The following is a 14284-nucleotide window of genomic DNA, read 5'->3' as shown; positions in this document are numbered from 1 at the left end:
GTCCGTTTCCCGTCGATTCTCCTGTTTCGATCCGAGGCATTGGCCTTCTTCTCGGCACTCGTTACCGTCGGCCGTCTCCCTCGAGCGCATCGTTTTTCGGATCCTCGGACGGAGGAAACGGAGGACTATCGGCGATCTCGATTACCCGGAGGGCGACTCGCTAGAACCAACCGATTCTCGGATCCAGCGGAGATACTCGTCATCCGCGTCGATTTCGGTGCGGGTGATCCCGGGCAGGTCGTCGTCGTGGCGATTTTCGACGAACTCGTACAGCGCGGAGAGTTGTGCCGAGTGGGTGAACGCGGTCACCGTCCAGTACGTTCGTTCGGTGACTTCTCCGTCCCACCGGTAGTGACTCGTGCCCGACGTGATCCGGGTTCCCGCGGCGAGCCGGTTTTCGACGAGTAACCGCGACAGTTCGTTAGCGTCCGACTCGTCCGGAACGCCGATACTGACTGCGAGGTGTGACATAGCCCCACCGAGGCGTGTCGTTCCGAAAAAACCCCATCCGACCGGCTTCCGTCAGCTCCCTGCCTCTCACGAGTCTTCCTGGCCTCCGATACCGCTCTCAACGGACGATCGTCACCGGCACCGGCGCACGCCGCGCGATCCGCTCGGCCACGCTCCCGAGCAGGATCCGGGAGACGCCCGTCCGACCGTGGCTCCCCACGAAGACGCGGTCGACCCCGCGCTCCGCGGCCACCTCGATGATCTCCGTCGCCGGCGGCCCCTCGAGCAGTTCCGTTTCGATCTCGGCCGGTGGCTCCCGCTCGGTCGCCCGCTCTCGGGCCTCCTCGAACAGCTCTTCGGCCCGCTCGCGACGTCTCTCCGCCATGGCGTCCGACCCGAGGTGTGCGAACTCGCCGTAGCCGCTCTCCGAGAGGTCGACGACGTGGGTTACCGTGATGTCGGCCTCCGGGTGTTCCTCGAGCGCGTACTCGAGTGCGGCCCAGCCGGGTTCGGAGTCGTCGAGCGCGACGAGCAGGTCCATACGCGACTGTACGGCGAGCCAACACTTGAGTGTGAGCACGATCGCAGCCGACGGTTTCCGGACGAAACGGGGACCCGATCGGGCCGGACGGACGCCGAAGGGAATACGCCTTGCAAAGCCAACCTCCGGAACGATGGGGGTCGGATACGTATGTTTGCGAACGCGTCTCATGAGCACCAAAGAGCCGCGAGAAGCGGACATCCTACGGCCGATCCAGACCACGTCGACGAAATACTACGCGGCGGTCGCGATCGCCGGACTCGCCTTGCTCGTCTTCCTCGTCGGATGGGCCTATCAGCTCTGGGAGGGGCTGGTCGTGACCGGACTGGCCGACTGGGGGACCGGCGGCGGCGTCACCTGGGGGATCTACATCGGCGCGTTCATCTGGTGGGTCGGCATCGCCCACGGGGGGATCATCCTTTCAGCGGCGGTGCGCCTGCTCGGAATGGAGCGGTACATGCCCGTCGCTCGGCTGGCCGAGATGCTGACGCTCGCCGGCCTGTCCGCGGCTGGCTTCTACATTATCGTCCACATGGGCCGGCCCGACCGGATGGTCACCAGCGTCCTCGGACACTACCACATCACGGTCCACAACTCGCCGCTGGTGTGGGACGTGACGGTCATCACCGCCTACTTCGTGCTTACCGCGACGTACCTCGGGTTGACGCTGCGGTACGACGTCACACGGTTGCGCGACGAGTTGCCGGATCACTTCGGCCCGATCTACAGCATCATGACGATCGGCTACACCGAGAAGGAAGACGAGATCGTTCAGCGGATGGTCTGGTGGCTCGCACTCGCGATCATCATCATGGCTCCCCTGTTGCTCCACGGCGGCGTCATTCCGTGGCTGTTCGCCGTGCTGCCGACCTATCCGCGCTGGTTCGGCGGCGTCCAGGGGCCGCAGTTCCTCACTATCGCGCTCACCTCCGCGATCAGCGGCGTGATCATCCTCTCGTACGGCTTCCGGCGTGCGTACGACTGGGAGCACATCATCACCGACGACATCTTCCGTGGGCTGACGCTGTGGCTCGGCTTCTTCTCCCTGCTGTTCCTCTGGCTGCAACTCCAGCAGGTCACCACGGGCACGTTCTTCCCGCCCGTCGAACTCGAGGCCGCCTGGCACGCGACCCTCGAGGAAATCGGCTATCTCATTTCGATGAGTCTGGTACTGGTCGTCCTGGGGTACATCTTCGCGCAAACGATCCGTCCGACGCTATTCACCAAGGGTCGCGCCCTCCTCTGTGCAGTCGCGATCCTGTCCGCGACGCTCACCGAGAAGGTACTGTTCGTCGTCGAGGGCTTCCTCCACCCGGCCTTCGAGATCTACGGCGCGACCCCGGGGACGTACGTGCCGAGCCTGATCGAACTCTCGTCGATCACGGGAACGATCGGGATGGTCGCGCTGTTTTTCCTCTCGATCGCGAAGGTCGTGCCGGTGGTCGAACTCCACGCGATCGAGCACCTGCGGGCCGAACGGAGCGAGGAAGGAAGCCACGACTGAGGTCTTTCCACCGCTTTTTGCGCGCTCACTCGAGCCGAGCAGGGACGGCCTCCGCGATCGACCGCAGCCACGGCCCCAGGTCGCCGGACTCGAGCGCCTCGACTGCGGCCGAAGCCGCACCGGTTGCGTCGACGCCACAGTCGAACGCCCGAGCCACGTCGTCGGCCGTCCTGACCCCGCCGCCGACGAACACTGCCGTCTCCGGGGCGATCCCGTCGACCGCTTCGACGAACGCCGCGATTCGCTCGGGACGGCTCCGGACCGTTCCCTCCTCGGCGGCGATGTCGTCGGGCTGCTCGAAGAGCAGACAGTCGGGCCCCGGCTCGAGCGCGAGCGCAGCGCGGGCCGCCTCGAGACTCTCGACCCAGACGATCGACTCGAGGTTCAGTTCCGCACAGCGCTCGAGGGTCGGACCCACGGCGGAGAAGGGAAGCCGGTTGCCGGGGTGGGTGACGAAGACGCCGTCGGCCCCCGCTGCGGCGACGGCCTCACAGGTGACCTCGCCGATCCCCGCTTCCTCCCGCCGGACGGCGCGCTGGGCGACGACCGGCAGGTCGGTCCGCTCGGCGACCCGCGCGAGGTCGGGGAGCTGGGGTGCGAGGGCGAACCGGCGACCGGTCTCGGACGCGACCCGGTCTATGGTTTCGGCGACCGCGAGGCCGTCGTCGCCGGCGGTCCCCTCGGCGGTCTTGAGGTTGACGAGAAAGAGCGGATACGACAGCCCCATGCGGCGCTACTCGGAGTAGCCCTCCTGGAGGAAGGTTCCTTCCGTCTCGTACATCGCGACCAGTTCGGCGACGAACTCCTCGGGGGACTGGCCCTCGTCGCGGTGGCTTTCGATACGGTCCATGAGGTCGTCGTCGATCTCGAGCGTGTTTATCATGGGCGTTCTCCTCGGGCGTACCGTCGCTCCGGGAGGGCATATAGCTCGGGGGCGCAATTGCGTCGACTCCGCGACCCAAACGAACACTACGGTCTCGAGCGTACCCCGTGGTATGGATCCGATCGAGATCCGTGAGACGATTCCCGCGCTCGAGTTCCACCTGGACGACCGCAACGACCGGATTCGGGCCGTCATCGAGGATGTCTCCGGCGTCGGGCCGGCGACCTCGAAGGCGATCGCCCGCGAGTACGACTCGCTCGCCGACTTGCGCGGGACCGGTTGGGACCGCCTCGAGTCCGTCCCCCTACCCGTGCTAAAGGTTACATTCCTAATCCACAGCATCTATAACACATAACCAATAATAATAGTCATTAGAAACTACTAGAAATTATAAGAAAAATATATTTTTATCGGTGTGACATTCGGACTATGGGAACTAACCTTTCCCGACGGAGGACGATGAAGCTGCTTGCAGCTGCAGGATTACTCACTCCATTTGCGAGTACTCCAGTTACTGCTAGTGATGAGCGAAACGAAATGGACTACAGTGTCGATCACCACAGTGATGAATTCGATGAGAAAACAATAACAAATAGTGGTGCCATTGACTATGTAGAGCAGAGAGACTTAGAGAATCCTGCTACGTCACCCTCAACCTGGCAAGCTGGGTCATGGGTTAATGCATCTGATGATAGTAGTGATAGCAATACGTGGACGGGTGATGTCTGGTTTTCAGGGTGTGACAATAGTCGAGTAACCATTGAGCAAACGGGTAGTGCGCCGTCAGAGCTCGTTCTTGAAACAGTGCATCTGTACAAAGGTGATGAAGATGACGACGACTTCCCCTCCGAATATGCAGAATGGGCATTTGATGCAGTCTGGGCTATTGCTACCGATAGTGCTCCATTCCCAATTCCATCCCCAACAGGTCTTATGGGGGTTGAGGATGAGGACGACAAAAAGACTAAGATTGACCGAACAACAGTCGATATCTCATTTGACGATCCGACACCAGCAATTGATGACGAATCTAGTACGACGCGATCTGTTGACTGGAAATGGGATGTAATGGGTACTCCAGAGTCAGGATGGCACCATGTGGGTGCTAATCATCTGTTCTAGTTTAGCGACGGGGTGAAGCAGGATCTCAGCAGAGACTATACCAAATTGGAGTGGACTGGCTCAGGAGAGTGGGTCGCTGGAACAGGCAGTCACGGATTCGTCGTGTGATACCTTTGAGGCGGCGCACTCACGGCTGTGAGTGCGTCGCCGTTCCAGAGCTGCCGCTATTGAGACAGGGGGTTCCCCGGTCGTCAGGCGAGTTCGTTACCAGAACTCGCCTGACTTAACCTGATCACGTAATCTCGGACGATGCGGATTTGGATCACGTGACGCCCATAACAACAACTCATCTAAATCCGGGAGTTCGTACCCTAAATCGAGCATCACATACAACTGGATCAGGTGTGCGTGGCGTTCGACAGCGTGAGAACATCGCCGACGAGGGAGTTGCGGCGACGACGCTGCGGCGTCGTCGGCGCTTTCCTGTTGTTTCTGTCTAGTTTCTGGAGTTCATCGACGATAACACGGCTCATCAGCAGTGAGATCGCGGCCATGATGACCAGCGCCTCGATGATGTACGGATCGGTCGTGTTGATCTCGTCAAGTCCGAAGCGCGATTTCAGTTCCTTGAATAGCAATTCGATCTCCCAGCGCGCCCGATAGAGCTGTGCGATATCGGGCGCGCTATAGTCGTCTTTCGAGAGATTCGTCAGATAGAGGTGGTACTCCTCAGTGTCCTCGTTCCAAACACCAACCAACCGGAACGTTCGGGGCGGGCTGGTGGACGACCCTCGCTTTCGCTCGAACGAGAGGGTAATGCGAACATCGATTTCCTGTCGCTGCAGGTCGTCAAGGACGTCCTGCAGCGACTCTCCTTCGAGCGGGATACTGTTGCCCCGCCACGTCCGGAGCTCTTCGACGATCTCGAAGTTTGCGTCGTCCTTCACACGGGAGACGAACCAGCCGTTATTCTGGTCAATGCGGTCGAACAACCAGAAGTCGTAGAAGCCGAGATCAAGCAGGATAAGTGCGCCAGCTACCCACTCGCCGGTGGGTAGCTGGCTCCGTTCTTGGGTTTTAGCGTCAGTTGTCTGGTACCGTGCCGGAAGGCCAGTTGAGAGTGATTCTGTTAGGTGAAGTTTCAGACCAGCCTGATCGTCACCGGTTGCAGCGTACACATCTGCAGCATCTTGATAGAGAGACACAATGCTCCCATCGACGATGAGGACGTCTCGAAACCGTTCGAGACGTCCGCTAAGGTCGGCACTTCTGGTATCGAGATTCTCGATGGCGTCATCGAGAATCTCTCGAAGGAGTGCAACGAACGGTGGAGAGAACCACCCGTGGAAGGTTGCATAGGAGAGTTCGTCACAGTCAGCCATCTCGACGAATCGTTCGAGAAAGGCCTGAATAGATCGGTCTGATCCAGCAGCGAAGCCGAGTGAAAGCGTGTAGAACAGCGCAACAGCGTCGAATTTCCGTTCACGCTCTACGAGATTCGTTGCGCGAGCGCGCTCGCGCAACTCATCGGAGGGAAACGCTCTTTGAATCCGATCAACAATCACTGAATCCGGTGGGGAGTAGGTCACACTATCCACCGGATTTCTCTGACTGGTAGTCACAACGATATCTAGTCAGACGGCGCTACACTCTGCTAAACTAGAACGAATGGCTAAACTAGAACGAATGGGGTGCTAATAGAGAAGTCGAACGCGGGTACTACTACTTATCAAGCGGTCAAACGACGTTCGAAAATGAGTCAGAACACCAACTCCGAATGATATCTGCTTTTTGTTACTACCGCTCAGATTCCAGCGATTGTGAGTTTGATGAACCACCGGGAGGAATTACACCTGAAGAGAGCCAATGCTGTGAAGTTGATGCACTAGATCTTGCAATCGATATTACAGATTCTCACATCGAACATGCCCAATCTCAAGCAGCAGAAATATCTACAGTTGAATCGAGTGAGTTTGGTGAGCAAGCCAAAGCAAATGTTGATATTGCTGAAAAGTTAGATGATCCATTTAGGCGCCTAGTTGCATATCGTTCGGCTGCAGCGCTTGCTGCAGGAAGTATCGCACAGCAGAGAGCTCGCGCCGATGAACTAGACAGAGAACGACTCCCCCAACATACAGAATCACTAAAAGATAAGATTGATTCACATCAATCCCGACTCGCTTATACTGGAGAATCGCTTCCTGAAGCGCTTGCAAAAGCTTCAGAGATTGAGCGGAGTTTAATTTCTTCCCAGACGTGGTCCAACCAAGTCCCAAAAATATTAGAAAATAATAATTTGGATAACGAAACACGAGCGATGTATGCTGAATCGGGACTTGAATTCGCCCGTGGCAACCTGCATGACGCGAAAATCTTCCAGGAAGCGGTTGACTCTGCTGACCACAATGGATCTGACTATGAGTCCAACATTCGAGATCAGTATGAACGCTTCTCTAAGGCCATCTCGACGAGGCTGAGTGGTGTCTCTCATGACGGTGATCACGCCAGCTATGTGCTTGAAAACGCTGAAGTATATTTCGAGCGAGCAAGGGAGAGATACGAGCAGGAATACATCGGTTTAGCATTGCTGGACTTGCTTTATGCACGGACCTATATTGACGCCTCGGCGCTAGTGGCTTCAGACGATCTGAACGCAAAAGATCGAGATACACTAACTGTAGAGCAGGAACTCACTACGGATGAATTCAATCAAATGGCAAGTAGTGCAGAGTCACTGATTGCTCTACCAATTCTGAATGTTGCGAAGATGGAATTGGGCGAAGGGAACCAATGCCTTCGTGATTTTGATATTTACGGGACAGATCACTATCGTAAGAGGTCATACGTGCACTACCGAACTGCCCAAGCCCTTATGGAACTTGCCCAGGATGCTCATGAACTGTTGTCTGGTAACTAATTGAGTATCCAAGGGTATTTCACTCCAGGAATTTAATAAATTGATGTGGAGTAACACATAGATTTAGATGAGTAATCCATATATGCCCTTCAGGCGTCAGGTGATATCCGTTGCAGTAGTTTTGATAGGAGGACTTGCTGGTTGTACTGAATTTTCAAACCAAGACACCCTTGGTATAGTGGATCAGGTCGATATTGATAATAATACTAACGAGGAGTACACTGCAACTGTACGGATCCACAACGATGAAACAGTATATAATGAAGAGACACACATTCCTCCAAATATTAGAGAAGGCGTAGAGATTCCGCCTCACGAACCAGGAACGTACACTGTGGAGGTTACTATTGAAGAGTTAACCACTACACGGGAAATGAATATTTCCGAGCATATTTCAGAAGAAGAACCCTGTATCAGTCCGATATTTCGGATTGAACCAGAGAGTACAATGTTTTCTGATTCACATACCTATTCTGAGTGTTAAATTCGATCAGTCCATGCGAACACCTCTACAAGCCGTTTCCGCATGAACTCGCGTCGATACTCTCGGCGTTCGTACTCCGAGAGGTAGTTTTTCAGGACCACAGACGGATCGCTACTCCCCCGTTCAGCAGCGATCACGTCGAGATTCTTGAGCAGGTCGTTCATCGCCTGGTTGTACATCGTGTACCAGAACCGCCGGCCCATCTTCGAGGTCGGTTCCTCCCCGTATACCCGGACGTTTACCTGTTCGGCCAGTCGTTTGAACCGCGCCTGGACGGTGCCACCCGTGATATGGCCGGTTGTGGACTGCCGCGAGGGGAACAGATAGCCCGACCACTCCTCGCGACGCTCGAGTTGATCGATCCGCTCCGACAACGCCTCTCCCCTATAAATCAGCGCGACCGTGCCCGGCCCGTTCTTGCGCTCGTCGAACGTGATATGTGGATCGTCGCCGTCGCGTTCGAACGGTGAGTCGTGCAACGACGCGACCTCGTTGCGCCGCAGGTCCCATGCACACACCGCGAGGACGAGTACGCGTTCGGCTGGCGTCTCGGCGGGCGCGTACAGCTCGCTGACTTGCTCGCTGGTGAGTATCGGGTTGTCCGGTTCGTCGGGTCCCAGATTTCCGCATGGTCGACGTTCTCGGCCGGGTTGAACGCCGCGCCGTGGCGGGTGACGAGATGGTCGTAGAACTGGCGGACGTCGCTGAGGTACCGCAGCATCGACTGGTAGCTCTCGAGGTCGTGCTCGAGTTCGTCACAGACGGCTTCGACCCGCCGGAGTACGTCGTACTGGTTGGCCTCGGCCATCACGCGGTCGACGATCGTGCCGGTCGCGTGGACGTCGTCGTACAGCCGGACGTAGGTGCCGAGCCGATAGCGTTTCGAGTCGACAACCTACTGCAACTGGGGTGCGGGCGGACCGAGTCCCCGTCCTGTCGTCAACGCCGCACGGGAGGCGCTCGAGGACCACGAGTTCCGAGCGCCGGCCGAGAACCTGGCGAGTCCGCGGGAGTTCGAGTCGGGACTGGTCACCGTCGCGGTCGACGAACCCGAGCGGACCGTCGATCGGGTCGCCGAGTCGGACGTGGTCGTCCGGTCGCTCCCGACCCCCGAGGCGATCCGGGTCTCGCTGCACGCGTTCAACACCCGCGAGGAGGTCGACCGGGTCCTCGAGGCGCTGTCGCCGGCGTGGTAGCGGCGGTTACTCGGTTCCGTCGTCGGTCGAGGCGTCGCCGTCCGTATCGTCCGCCTCGGCCGCCATCTCGAGCAGCGTCGTCCGGTCCTGCTCCTCGAAGTACGCGGGCGCGTCGTTGTCGGCCTCGAACTCGACGACGCGCCGGATCGCATCCCGGCCCGACTCGACGTCTGTCGCCAGATCGGCCGCGAGTTCGGTGTAGTCGGCCGCCAGTTCCTGGAACGCCTGCATCCGCGTGTGCTTGGCCTCGGCGAGCAGCTGTTTTTCCTCGAGTTCGTCCTGGAGTGCCTCGATGGCCTCGAGGTCGACGTCGCTCTCGCCGCTGGCTGGCGCGGTCGTCGACGGCGGGCGCTCGGTCGCCTCGACGTCGTCCGGCAGGTCCTCGAGGCGGGATCGGATCTCCGCGGTCCGTTCGTCGATCTCGTCGAGCAGGGCGTCGGCTTCGGTGGCCATCGTATCGACCCGTCCGGAGAGGAGGCCGGCCTGGGTGTGACAGTAGTCGACGAGTTCGTCGACCGAGAGCGAGGGGTTCGAGTCGGTCTCGTCGCTCGTAGCGTCGGAGGCATCGGCGTCGACGTCGGCGTCCGAATCGGGATCGTGATCGGGAGCTGCGTCCCCGTCGTCGTCCATACGTCCCGTTGGTGCTTCCGTCCGAAGACACTTTGGTCCGGTCGATCCCTCGAGCGGTTAGCTATCCGCCATTAAATTGCTAGCACACAGCATGGTGTTGGGCTTTCAGACCCGTTAAGTCCCTCCGACCACTGACTGCAGACGATGAATCGAGCACCGCGTCGGACGATCGAGCCATCCCCACTCGTCGCCGAAACATGAGCAAGGAGTACATCGAAGTACGAGGTGCGGAGGAGCACAACCTCAAGGACCTCGACGTCGAGATCCCCCGGGAGGAACTGACCGTCGTCACCGGTCTCTCGGGATCGGGCAAGTCCTCGCTGGCGTTCGAGACCGTCTACGCCGAGGGCCAGCGAAGGTACATCGAGAGCCTCTCGGCGTACGCCCGGAACTTCCTGGGCCAGATGGACAAGCCCCAGGTCGAGACCGTCGAGGGTCTCTCTCCGGCGATCTCGATCGACCAGAAGAACGCCGCGAACAACCCCCGCTCGACCGTCGGGACGGTGACGGAACTGCACGACTATCTCCGTCTCCTCTACGCCCGCGTCGGTACCCCTCACTGTCCCGAGTGCGGTCGCGAAGTTGGCGAGCAGTCGGCCCAGAACATGGTCGAGCGCATCCTCGAGTTGCCCGAGGGGACGAAGGCGAAACTCGCCGCGCCCGTCGTTCGCGACCAGAAGGGGGCGTTCGAGGACCTGTTCGAGGAACTGGTGTCGGAGGGGTACTCCCGCGTCGAGATCGACGGCGAGGAGTACGATCTGACTCTCGACGACCCCGACCTGGACGAGAACTTCGACCACACCGTCGACGTCATCGTCGACCGCGTCAAGGTCTCGACCGAGGCGCGGCCCCGAATCGTCGACAGCGTCGAGACGGCGCTTGACGAGGCCGAGGGCGTCCTGAAGCTCATCCTCCCGGACCCGCCGGAAGACGCCGCCGAGGACCTCGGCGAGGAGGCCCGACGGACGGGCGCGCTGGGCGACGAGAGCGAGGAGGACGACCGCTTCGTCGTCGAGTTCTCGAAGGACCTCGCCTGCACGCACTGTGGCATCGACGTCCCCGAGATCGAGACCCGCTCGTTCTCCTTCAACTCGCCCCACGGTGCCTGTCCGGAGTGTGAGGGGCTGGGCGAGACCAAGGAGATCGACGAGGACCTCGTCATCCAGGACGAGTCCAAGCCGCTGAAGGAGGTCTTCGAGCCCTGGAGTTACAACCGCTCGTACTACCAGACGCGGCTCGACGCCGTCGCCGAGCACTTCGACGTCCCGCTGTCGACGCCGTTCGAGGAACTCGAGGAGGAGGTTCAGGACGCGTTCCTCTACGGCACCAGCGACCAGGTGCTGTTCATGCGAAACACCAAGAACGGGACCCGTCGCAAGAAGAAGCGCTTCGAGGGCGTCATCCCGAACCTCGAGCGCCGGTACGTCGAGACCGACTCGGACTCGACCCGCGAGCACATCGAGGATTACATGTCCGTGACGGAGTGTCCGGCCTGTGACGGCACCCGTCTCAAGCCCGCCTCCCGCGCCGTGCTGGTCGATGACACCGCCATCACGGAGATCAACTCGATGAGCATCGGCGACGCCCTGGACCACTTCGAGTCGATGGAGGCAGACCTCACCGAACGCGAGAAGGTCATCGCCGAGGAGATCCTCAAAGAGATCCGGGCGCGACTCGGCTTCATGGTCGAGGTCGGCCTCGAGTACCTCACCCTCGATCGGGAGGCCTCGACGCTGTCGGGCGGGGAGAGCCAGCGCATCCGTCTGGCGACCCAGATCGGCTCCGGACTCGTGGGGGTGCTGTACGTGCTCGACGAGCCCTCCATCGGGCTCCACCAGCGGGACAACGACCGTCTGCTTGACACGCTCGAGGAGCTTCGTGACCTGGGCAACACCCTGCTCGTCGTCGAGCACGACGAGGAGACGATGCGCCGGGCGGACAACGTCATCGACATGGGTCCCGGCCCCGGGAAACGCGGCGGCGAAGTCGTCGTCAACGGCCCGGTCGAAGAAGTCAAGCAGTGCGAGGAGTCGATCACCGGTGACTACCTCTCCGGGCGCAAGCAGATCCCGGTTCCCGAGGAGCGTCGCGACCCGGAGGGTGCGCTGACGATCCTCGGCGCCCGCCAGCACAACCTCGACGACCTGGACGTGGACATCCCCCTGGGCTGTTTCACGGCGATCACCGGCGTCTCCGGCTCCGGGAAGTCCACCCTGATGCACGAGGTGCTGTACAAGGGTCTCGCCCGGGAGATGAACGACAACACGTCGGTCATCCCGGGCGACCACGACGCCCTCGAGGGACTCGACGAGGTCGAGACGGTCCGCCTGATCGACCAGTCGCCGATCGGCCGCACGCCCCGCTCGAACCCGGCGACGTACACCGGCGTCTTCGACTACATCCGCGAACTGTTCGCCGAGACCAAACTCGCCAAACAGCGCGGCTACGAGAAGGGCCGGTTCTCGTTCAACGTCAAGGGCGGCCGCTGCGAGGAGTGTGGCGGGCAGGGCACGGTGAAAATCGAGATGAACTTCCTGAGCGACGTGTACGTCCCCTGTGAGGAGTGTGACGGGGCCCGCTACAACGACGCCACGCTCGACGTCACCTACAAGGGCAAGACCATCGCGGACGTCCTCGAGATGTCCGTCGAGGAGGCCTACGAGTTCTTCGAGTCCTCGAGCCAGATCCGCCGCCGCCTCAAACTGCTGAAAGACGTCGGCCTCGATTACATGAAGCTCGGCCAGCCCTCCACCACCCTCTCGGGCGGGGAGGCCCAGCGGATCAAACTCGCCGAGGAACTCGGCAAGCGGGACACCGGCGACACGCTGTACCTGCTCGACGAGCCGACTACCGGGCTGCACAGCGAGGACGAGCGCAAGTTGATCGACGTGCTCCACCGGCTGACCGACAACGGGAACACCGTCGTCGTCATCGAGCACGAACTCGACCTCGTAAAAAACGCCGACCACATCATCGACCTCGGCCCCGAAGGCGGCGAGAACGGCGGCCAGGTCGTCGCGACCGGCACGCCCGAGGAAGTGGCCCGCCTCGAGGACTCCTACACGGGCCAGTACCTCCGGGACCTGTTGCCCGACGTCGACCTCGAGGGGCCACGCGGCGAGCGCGTCGAGCCGGTGACGGCGTCGCCCCCGACCGACGACGACTGAGACGGACGGCAGTCCGTCTGATACTCCGGCGAGCCGATCGTCTATTTTCGCGCGGAAACCCGAACCGTTACCCACCGGGCCGCGAAACGGAGCCACCGTGACTCGCAAGGAGAGCGTCCGTCGCCGACTCGCCGGCGGCGGTGCGGTGTCGATAGCGATAGCGGGCCTGCTGGTCCTCGCGGTCGGCACGCCGACGGCCCCGACGGAGGTGATCCCGTTCGCGTGGCTCGTCGTCAGCGGGGCGGCGCTGCTCGCGGCCGGTCGTCTCGAGCAGCTTCCGCTGGGCGTCGTGACGGTCGGCTGGCCGCGCGTCGCGGCGGTCGGGCTAGCGATGCTCTCGATCGGCTCGAGCACGCTCGGGTTCGGGCGACTGTTCACCGCCTCCAGCATCTTCGGGCTGGCTCAGGCGGCGCTCGCGTTGTTCGCCGCGCTGTTGCTCGCGCTGGCCGCGCTCGAGTGTCTACTGGGTGGCGTCGGGTTGGACGAAGAAGCGTTCGTCGTGGAGTGAGCGGACGGGACCCTCGCAGTCGGCGGGCCGCAACGGGCTTACTTCGCCGGTTCGGCCATCAGCGGCCGCGCCTCGCGCCTGGCGGCCCCGTAGACAGACTCAGCCCACTCGCGGGCCGCCGGATCGTCGGTATCGAGCAACACTCGAACCGTGCCGCTGGTCCGCTCGTAGCAGCCGACGGCGATCCGATCGTCGAAGATCCCGATGCCATAGGGCGGCAACTCGTCGTGGACCAGCAGCGTGAGGTTGCCGCTCTCGAACAGCGCCGAACAGTAGTCGGGGTAGGTCTCGAGGATGTACCTGGCCACGTCCGGCGGATCGACGACCTCCGTCTCCATCCCGCCGACGATCCGGCGGCGAAAGACGTCCTTGCACGGCTCGAACAGGGCGAGGTCGGAGCCGACGAACCGGAACGCCGACGTCTCCTGGAGCAGCGACTCGAACCGGTTCACCGGTGCGTAGGGATCGGTCGGCTCGGCGACGGTTACCGTCGCGTCGGCACACATCTCGATCGTGAACCCCCGTTCCTCGTCCGGGAGCAGATGCCAGACGTCGCGGAGCGCCCGTTCCGTCTCGAGGCGGTCGATCAGTTCCTCCATCGCAGTCGCGACGAGCGTCCCCAGTTGCGTCGCCTCGTAGCGGTTCCCGGTTCTCCGAATCCAGGTACGATCCTCGAACGCGCGGAGCGTGCGCCGGACCGTCGACGACGAGGCGCCGGTCAGTTCGCGCAGGTCCGCCCGACTCCGCGGCCGGGCCGCGAGTGCGACGAGAATCGGGACCCGATGCTCCGAACGGACGAGGTACGCGACGTCGTCGATAGCCGACCCTGTAGAGACACGGCTCTTGATAGCAGGGCACATAGGGGGACTACTCCCAGCGCGGATATAACTATTCAGTCGCTCGAGCCGGACGGTCCCGTCGCGAAGAACGAATTGGGGTCGG

The 14284-nt window shown here is 61.1% G+C and carries 14 protein-coding genes and 2 pseudogenes; 8 read left to right on the top strand and 8 right to left on the bottom strand.

Annotated features, from left to right (window positions below; all coding sequences use genetic code 11):
• Nucleotides 1-141: 141 nt before the first annotated feature.
• Nucleotides 142-471, bottom strand: coding sequence for a divalent-cation tolerance protein CutA (gene cutA, locus CHINAEXTREME_RS07890; protein ID WP_007140092.1), 330 nt, complete (start codon nucleotides 469-471; stop codon nucleotides 142-144).
• A 97-nt stretch (nucleotides 472-568) separates the two neighbouring features.
• Nucleotides 569-991, bottom strand: coding sequence for a universal stress protein (locus CHINAEXTREME_RS07885; protein WP_007140093.1), 423 nt, complete (start codon nucleotides 989-991; stop codon nucleotides 569-571).
• 169 nt (nucleotides 992-1160) lie between these two features.
• Here CHINAEXTREME_RS07885 and nrfD point away from each other — a divergent pair, with 169 nt between their 5' ends.
• Nucleotides 1161-2495 carry an NrfD/PsrC family molybdoenzyme membrane anchor subunit gene (gene nrfD, locus CHINAEXTREME_RS07880; protein ID WP_007140094.1) on the top strand — a complete coding sequence of 445 codons (1335 nt, stop codon included), beginning with the start codon at nucleotides 1161-1163 and terminating at the stop codon, nucleotides 2493-2495.
• A 25-nt stretch (nucleotides 2496-2520) separates the two neighbouring features.
• Here nrfD and CHINAEXTREME_RS07875 read toward each other — a convergent pair whose 3' ends face one another.
• Together CHINAEXTREME_RS07875 and CHINAEXTREME_RS21820 are read right to left on the bottom strand one after the other, a co-directional pair.
• On the bottom strand, nucleotides 2521-3222 hold the full coding sequence (locus CHINAEXTREME_RS07875; RefSeq protein ID WP_007140095.1) for a triose-phosphate isomerase: 702 nt from the start codon (nucleotides 3220-3222) through the stop codon (nucleotides 2521-2523).
• A gap of 6 nt (nucleotides 3223-3228) precedes the next feature.
• On the bottom strand, nucleotides 3229-3378 hold the full coding sequence (locus CHINAEXTREME_RS21820) for a DUF7557 family protein (protein WP_007140096.1): 150 nt from the start codon (nucleotides 3376-3378) through the stop codon (nucleotides 3229-3231).
• A 112-nt stretch (nucleotides 3379-3490) separates the two neighbouring features.
• Between CHINAEXTREME_RS21820 and CHINAEXTREME_RS07870 the strand changes: the two genes are divergently transcribed.
• The gene (locus CHINAEXTREME_RS07870; protein WP_007140097.1) at nucleotides 3491-3733 is read left to right on the top strand and encodes a helix-hairpin-helix domain-containing protein; all 243 of its coding nucleotides are present in this window, start codon (nucleotides 3491-3493) and stop codon (nucleotides 3731-3733) included.
• A 74-nt stretch (nucleotides 3734-3807) separates the two neighbouring features.
• Nucleotides 3808-4500, top strand: a complete 693-nt coding sequence (locus tag CHINAEXTREME_RS21415; protein ID WP_152423878.1) for a hypothetical protein — start codon at nucleotides 3808-3810, stop codon at nucleotides 4498-4500.
• Between the two features lie 204 nt (nucleotides 4501-4704).
• Here CHINAEXTREME_RS21415 and CHINAEXTREME_RS07865 read toward each other — a convergent pair.
• Nucleotides 4705-6038: pseudogene (locus CHINAEXTREME_RS07865) on the bottom strand (IS4 family transposase).
• Nucleotides 6039-6217: 179 nt separating this feature from the next.
• On the opposite strand from CHINAEXTREME_RS07865, the gene CHINAEXTREME_RS22175 reads away from it, so the two are divergent.
• On the top strand, nucleotides 6218-7357 hold the full coding sequence (locus CHINAEXTREME_RS22175; RefSeq protein ID WP_238593367.1) for a hypothetical protein: 1140 nt from the start codon (nucleotides 6218-6220) through the stop codon (nucleotides 7355-7357).
• A 67-nt stretch (nucleotides 7358-7424) separates the two neighbouring features.
• Nucleotides 7425-7841 (top strand): hypothetical protein, encoded by a 417-nt coding sequence (locus CHINAEXTREME_RS21410; protein WP_143095807.1) that lies wholly within the window; start codon nucleotides 7425-7427, stop codon nucleotides 7839-7841.
• Here the strand turns inward: CHINAEXTREME_RS21410 and CHINAEXTREME_RS22610 are convergent.
• A pseudogene (locus CHINAEXTREME_RS22610) lies at nucleotides 7838-8730 on the bottom strand (site-specific integrase); the annotation flags it as partial. The gene CHINAEXTREME_RS21410 and the pseudogene CHINAEXTREME_RS22610 overlap by 4 nt on opposite strands.
• A 196-nt stretch (nucleotides 8731-8926) precedes the next feature.
• Here CHINAEXTREME_RS22610 and CHINAEXTREME_RS22495 point away from each other — a divergent pair.
• Nucleotides 8927-9037 (top strand): hypothetical protein, encoded by a 111-nt coding sequence (locus tag CHINAEXTREME_RS22495; RefSeq protein ID WP_007140099.1) that lies wholly within the window; start codon nucleotides 8927-8929, stop codon nucleotides 9035-9037.
• Between the two features lie 6 nt (nucleotides 9038-9043).
• On the opposite strand, the gene CHINAEXTREME_RS07840 is transcribed toward CHINAEXTREME_RS22495, so the two are convergent.
• Entirely contained in the window at nucleotides 9044-9667 is a 624-nt protein-coding gene (locus CHINAEXTREME_RS07840) for a hypothetical protein (protein WP_007140100.1), read from the bottom strand.
• 197 nt (nucleotides 9668-9864) lie between these two features.
• Between CHINAEXTREME_RS07840 and uvrA the strand changes: the two genes are divergently transcribed.
• The gene (uvrA, locus tag CHINAEXTREME_RS07835) at nucleotides 9865-12834 is read left to right on the top strand and encodes an excinuclease ABC subunit UvrA (RefSeq protein ID WP_007140101.1); all 2970 of its coding nucleotides are present in this window, start codon (nucleotides 9865-9867) and stop codon (nucleotides 12832-12834) included.
• 97 nt (nucleotides 12835-12931) lie between these two features.
• On the top strand, nucleotides 12932-13342 hold the full coding sequence (locus CHINAEXTREME_RS07830) for a hypothetical protein (protein WP_007140102.1): 411 nt from the start codon (nucleotides 12932-12934) through the stop codon (nucleotides 13340-13342).
• 38 nt (nucleotides 13343-13380) lie between these two features.
• Here the strand turns inward: CHINAEXTREME_RS07830 and CHINAEXTREME_RS07825 are convergent, their stop codons facing one another.
• Complete coding sequence (locus tag CHINAEXTREME_RS07825; protein ID WP_007140103.1) at nucleotides 13381-14202, bottom strand: helix-turn-helix transcriptional regulator; 822 nt, start codon at nucleotides 14200-14202, stop codon at nucleotides 13381-13383.
• Between the last annotated feature and the right edge of the window lie 82 nt (nucleotides 14203-14284).

Source organism: Halobiforma lacisalsi AJ5, from assembly GCF_000226975.2.
Classification (GTDB): Archaea; Halobacteriota; Halobacteria; order Halobacteriales; family Natrialbaceae; genus Natronobacterium; species Natronobacterium lacisalsi.
The sequence above is the reverse complement of the archived record's forward strand: the minus strand, read 5'-3'. Positions and strand labels throughout refer to the sequence as shown.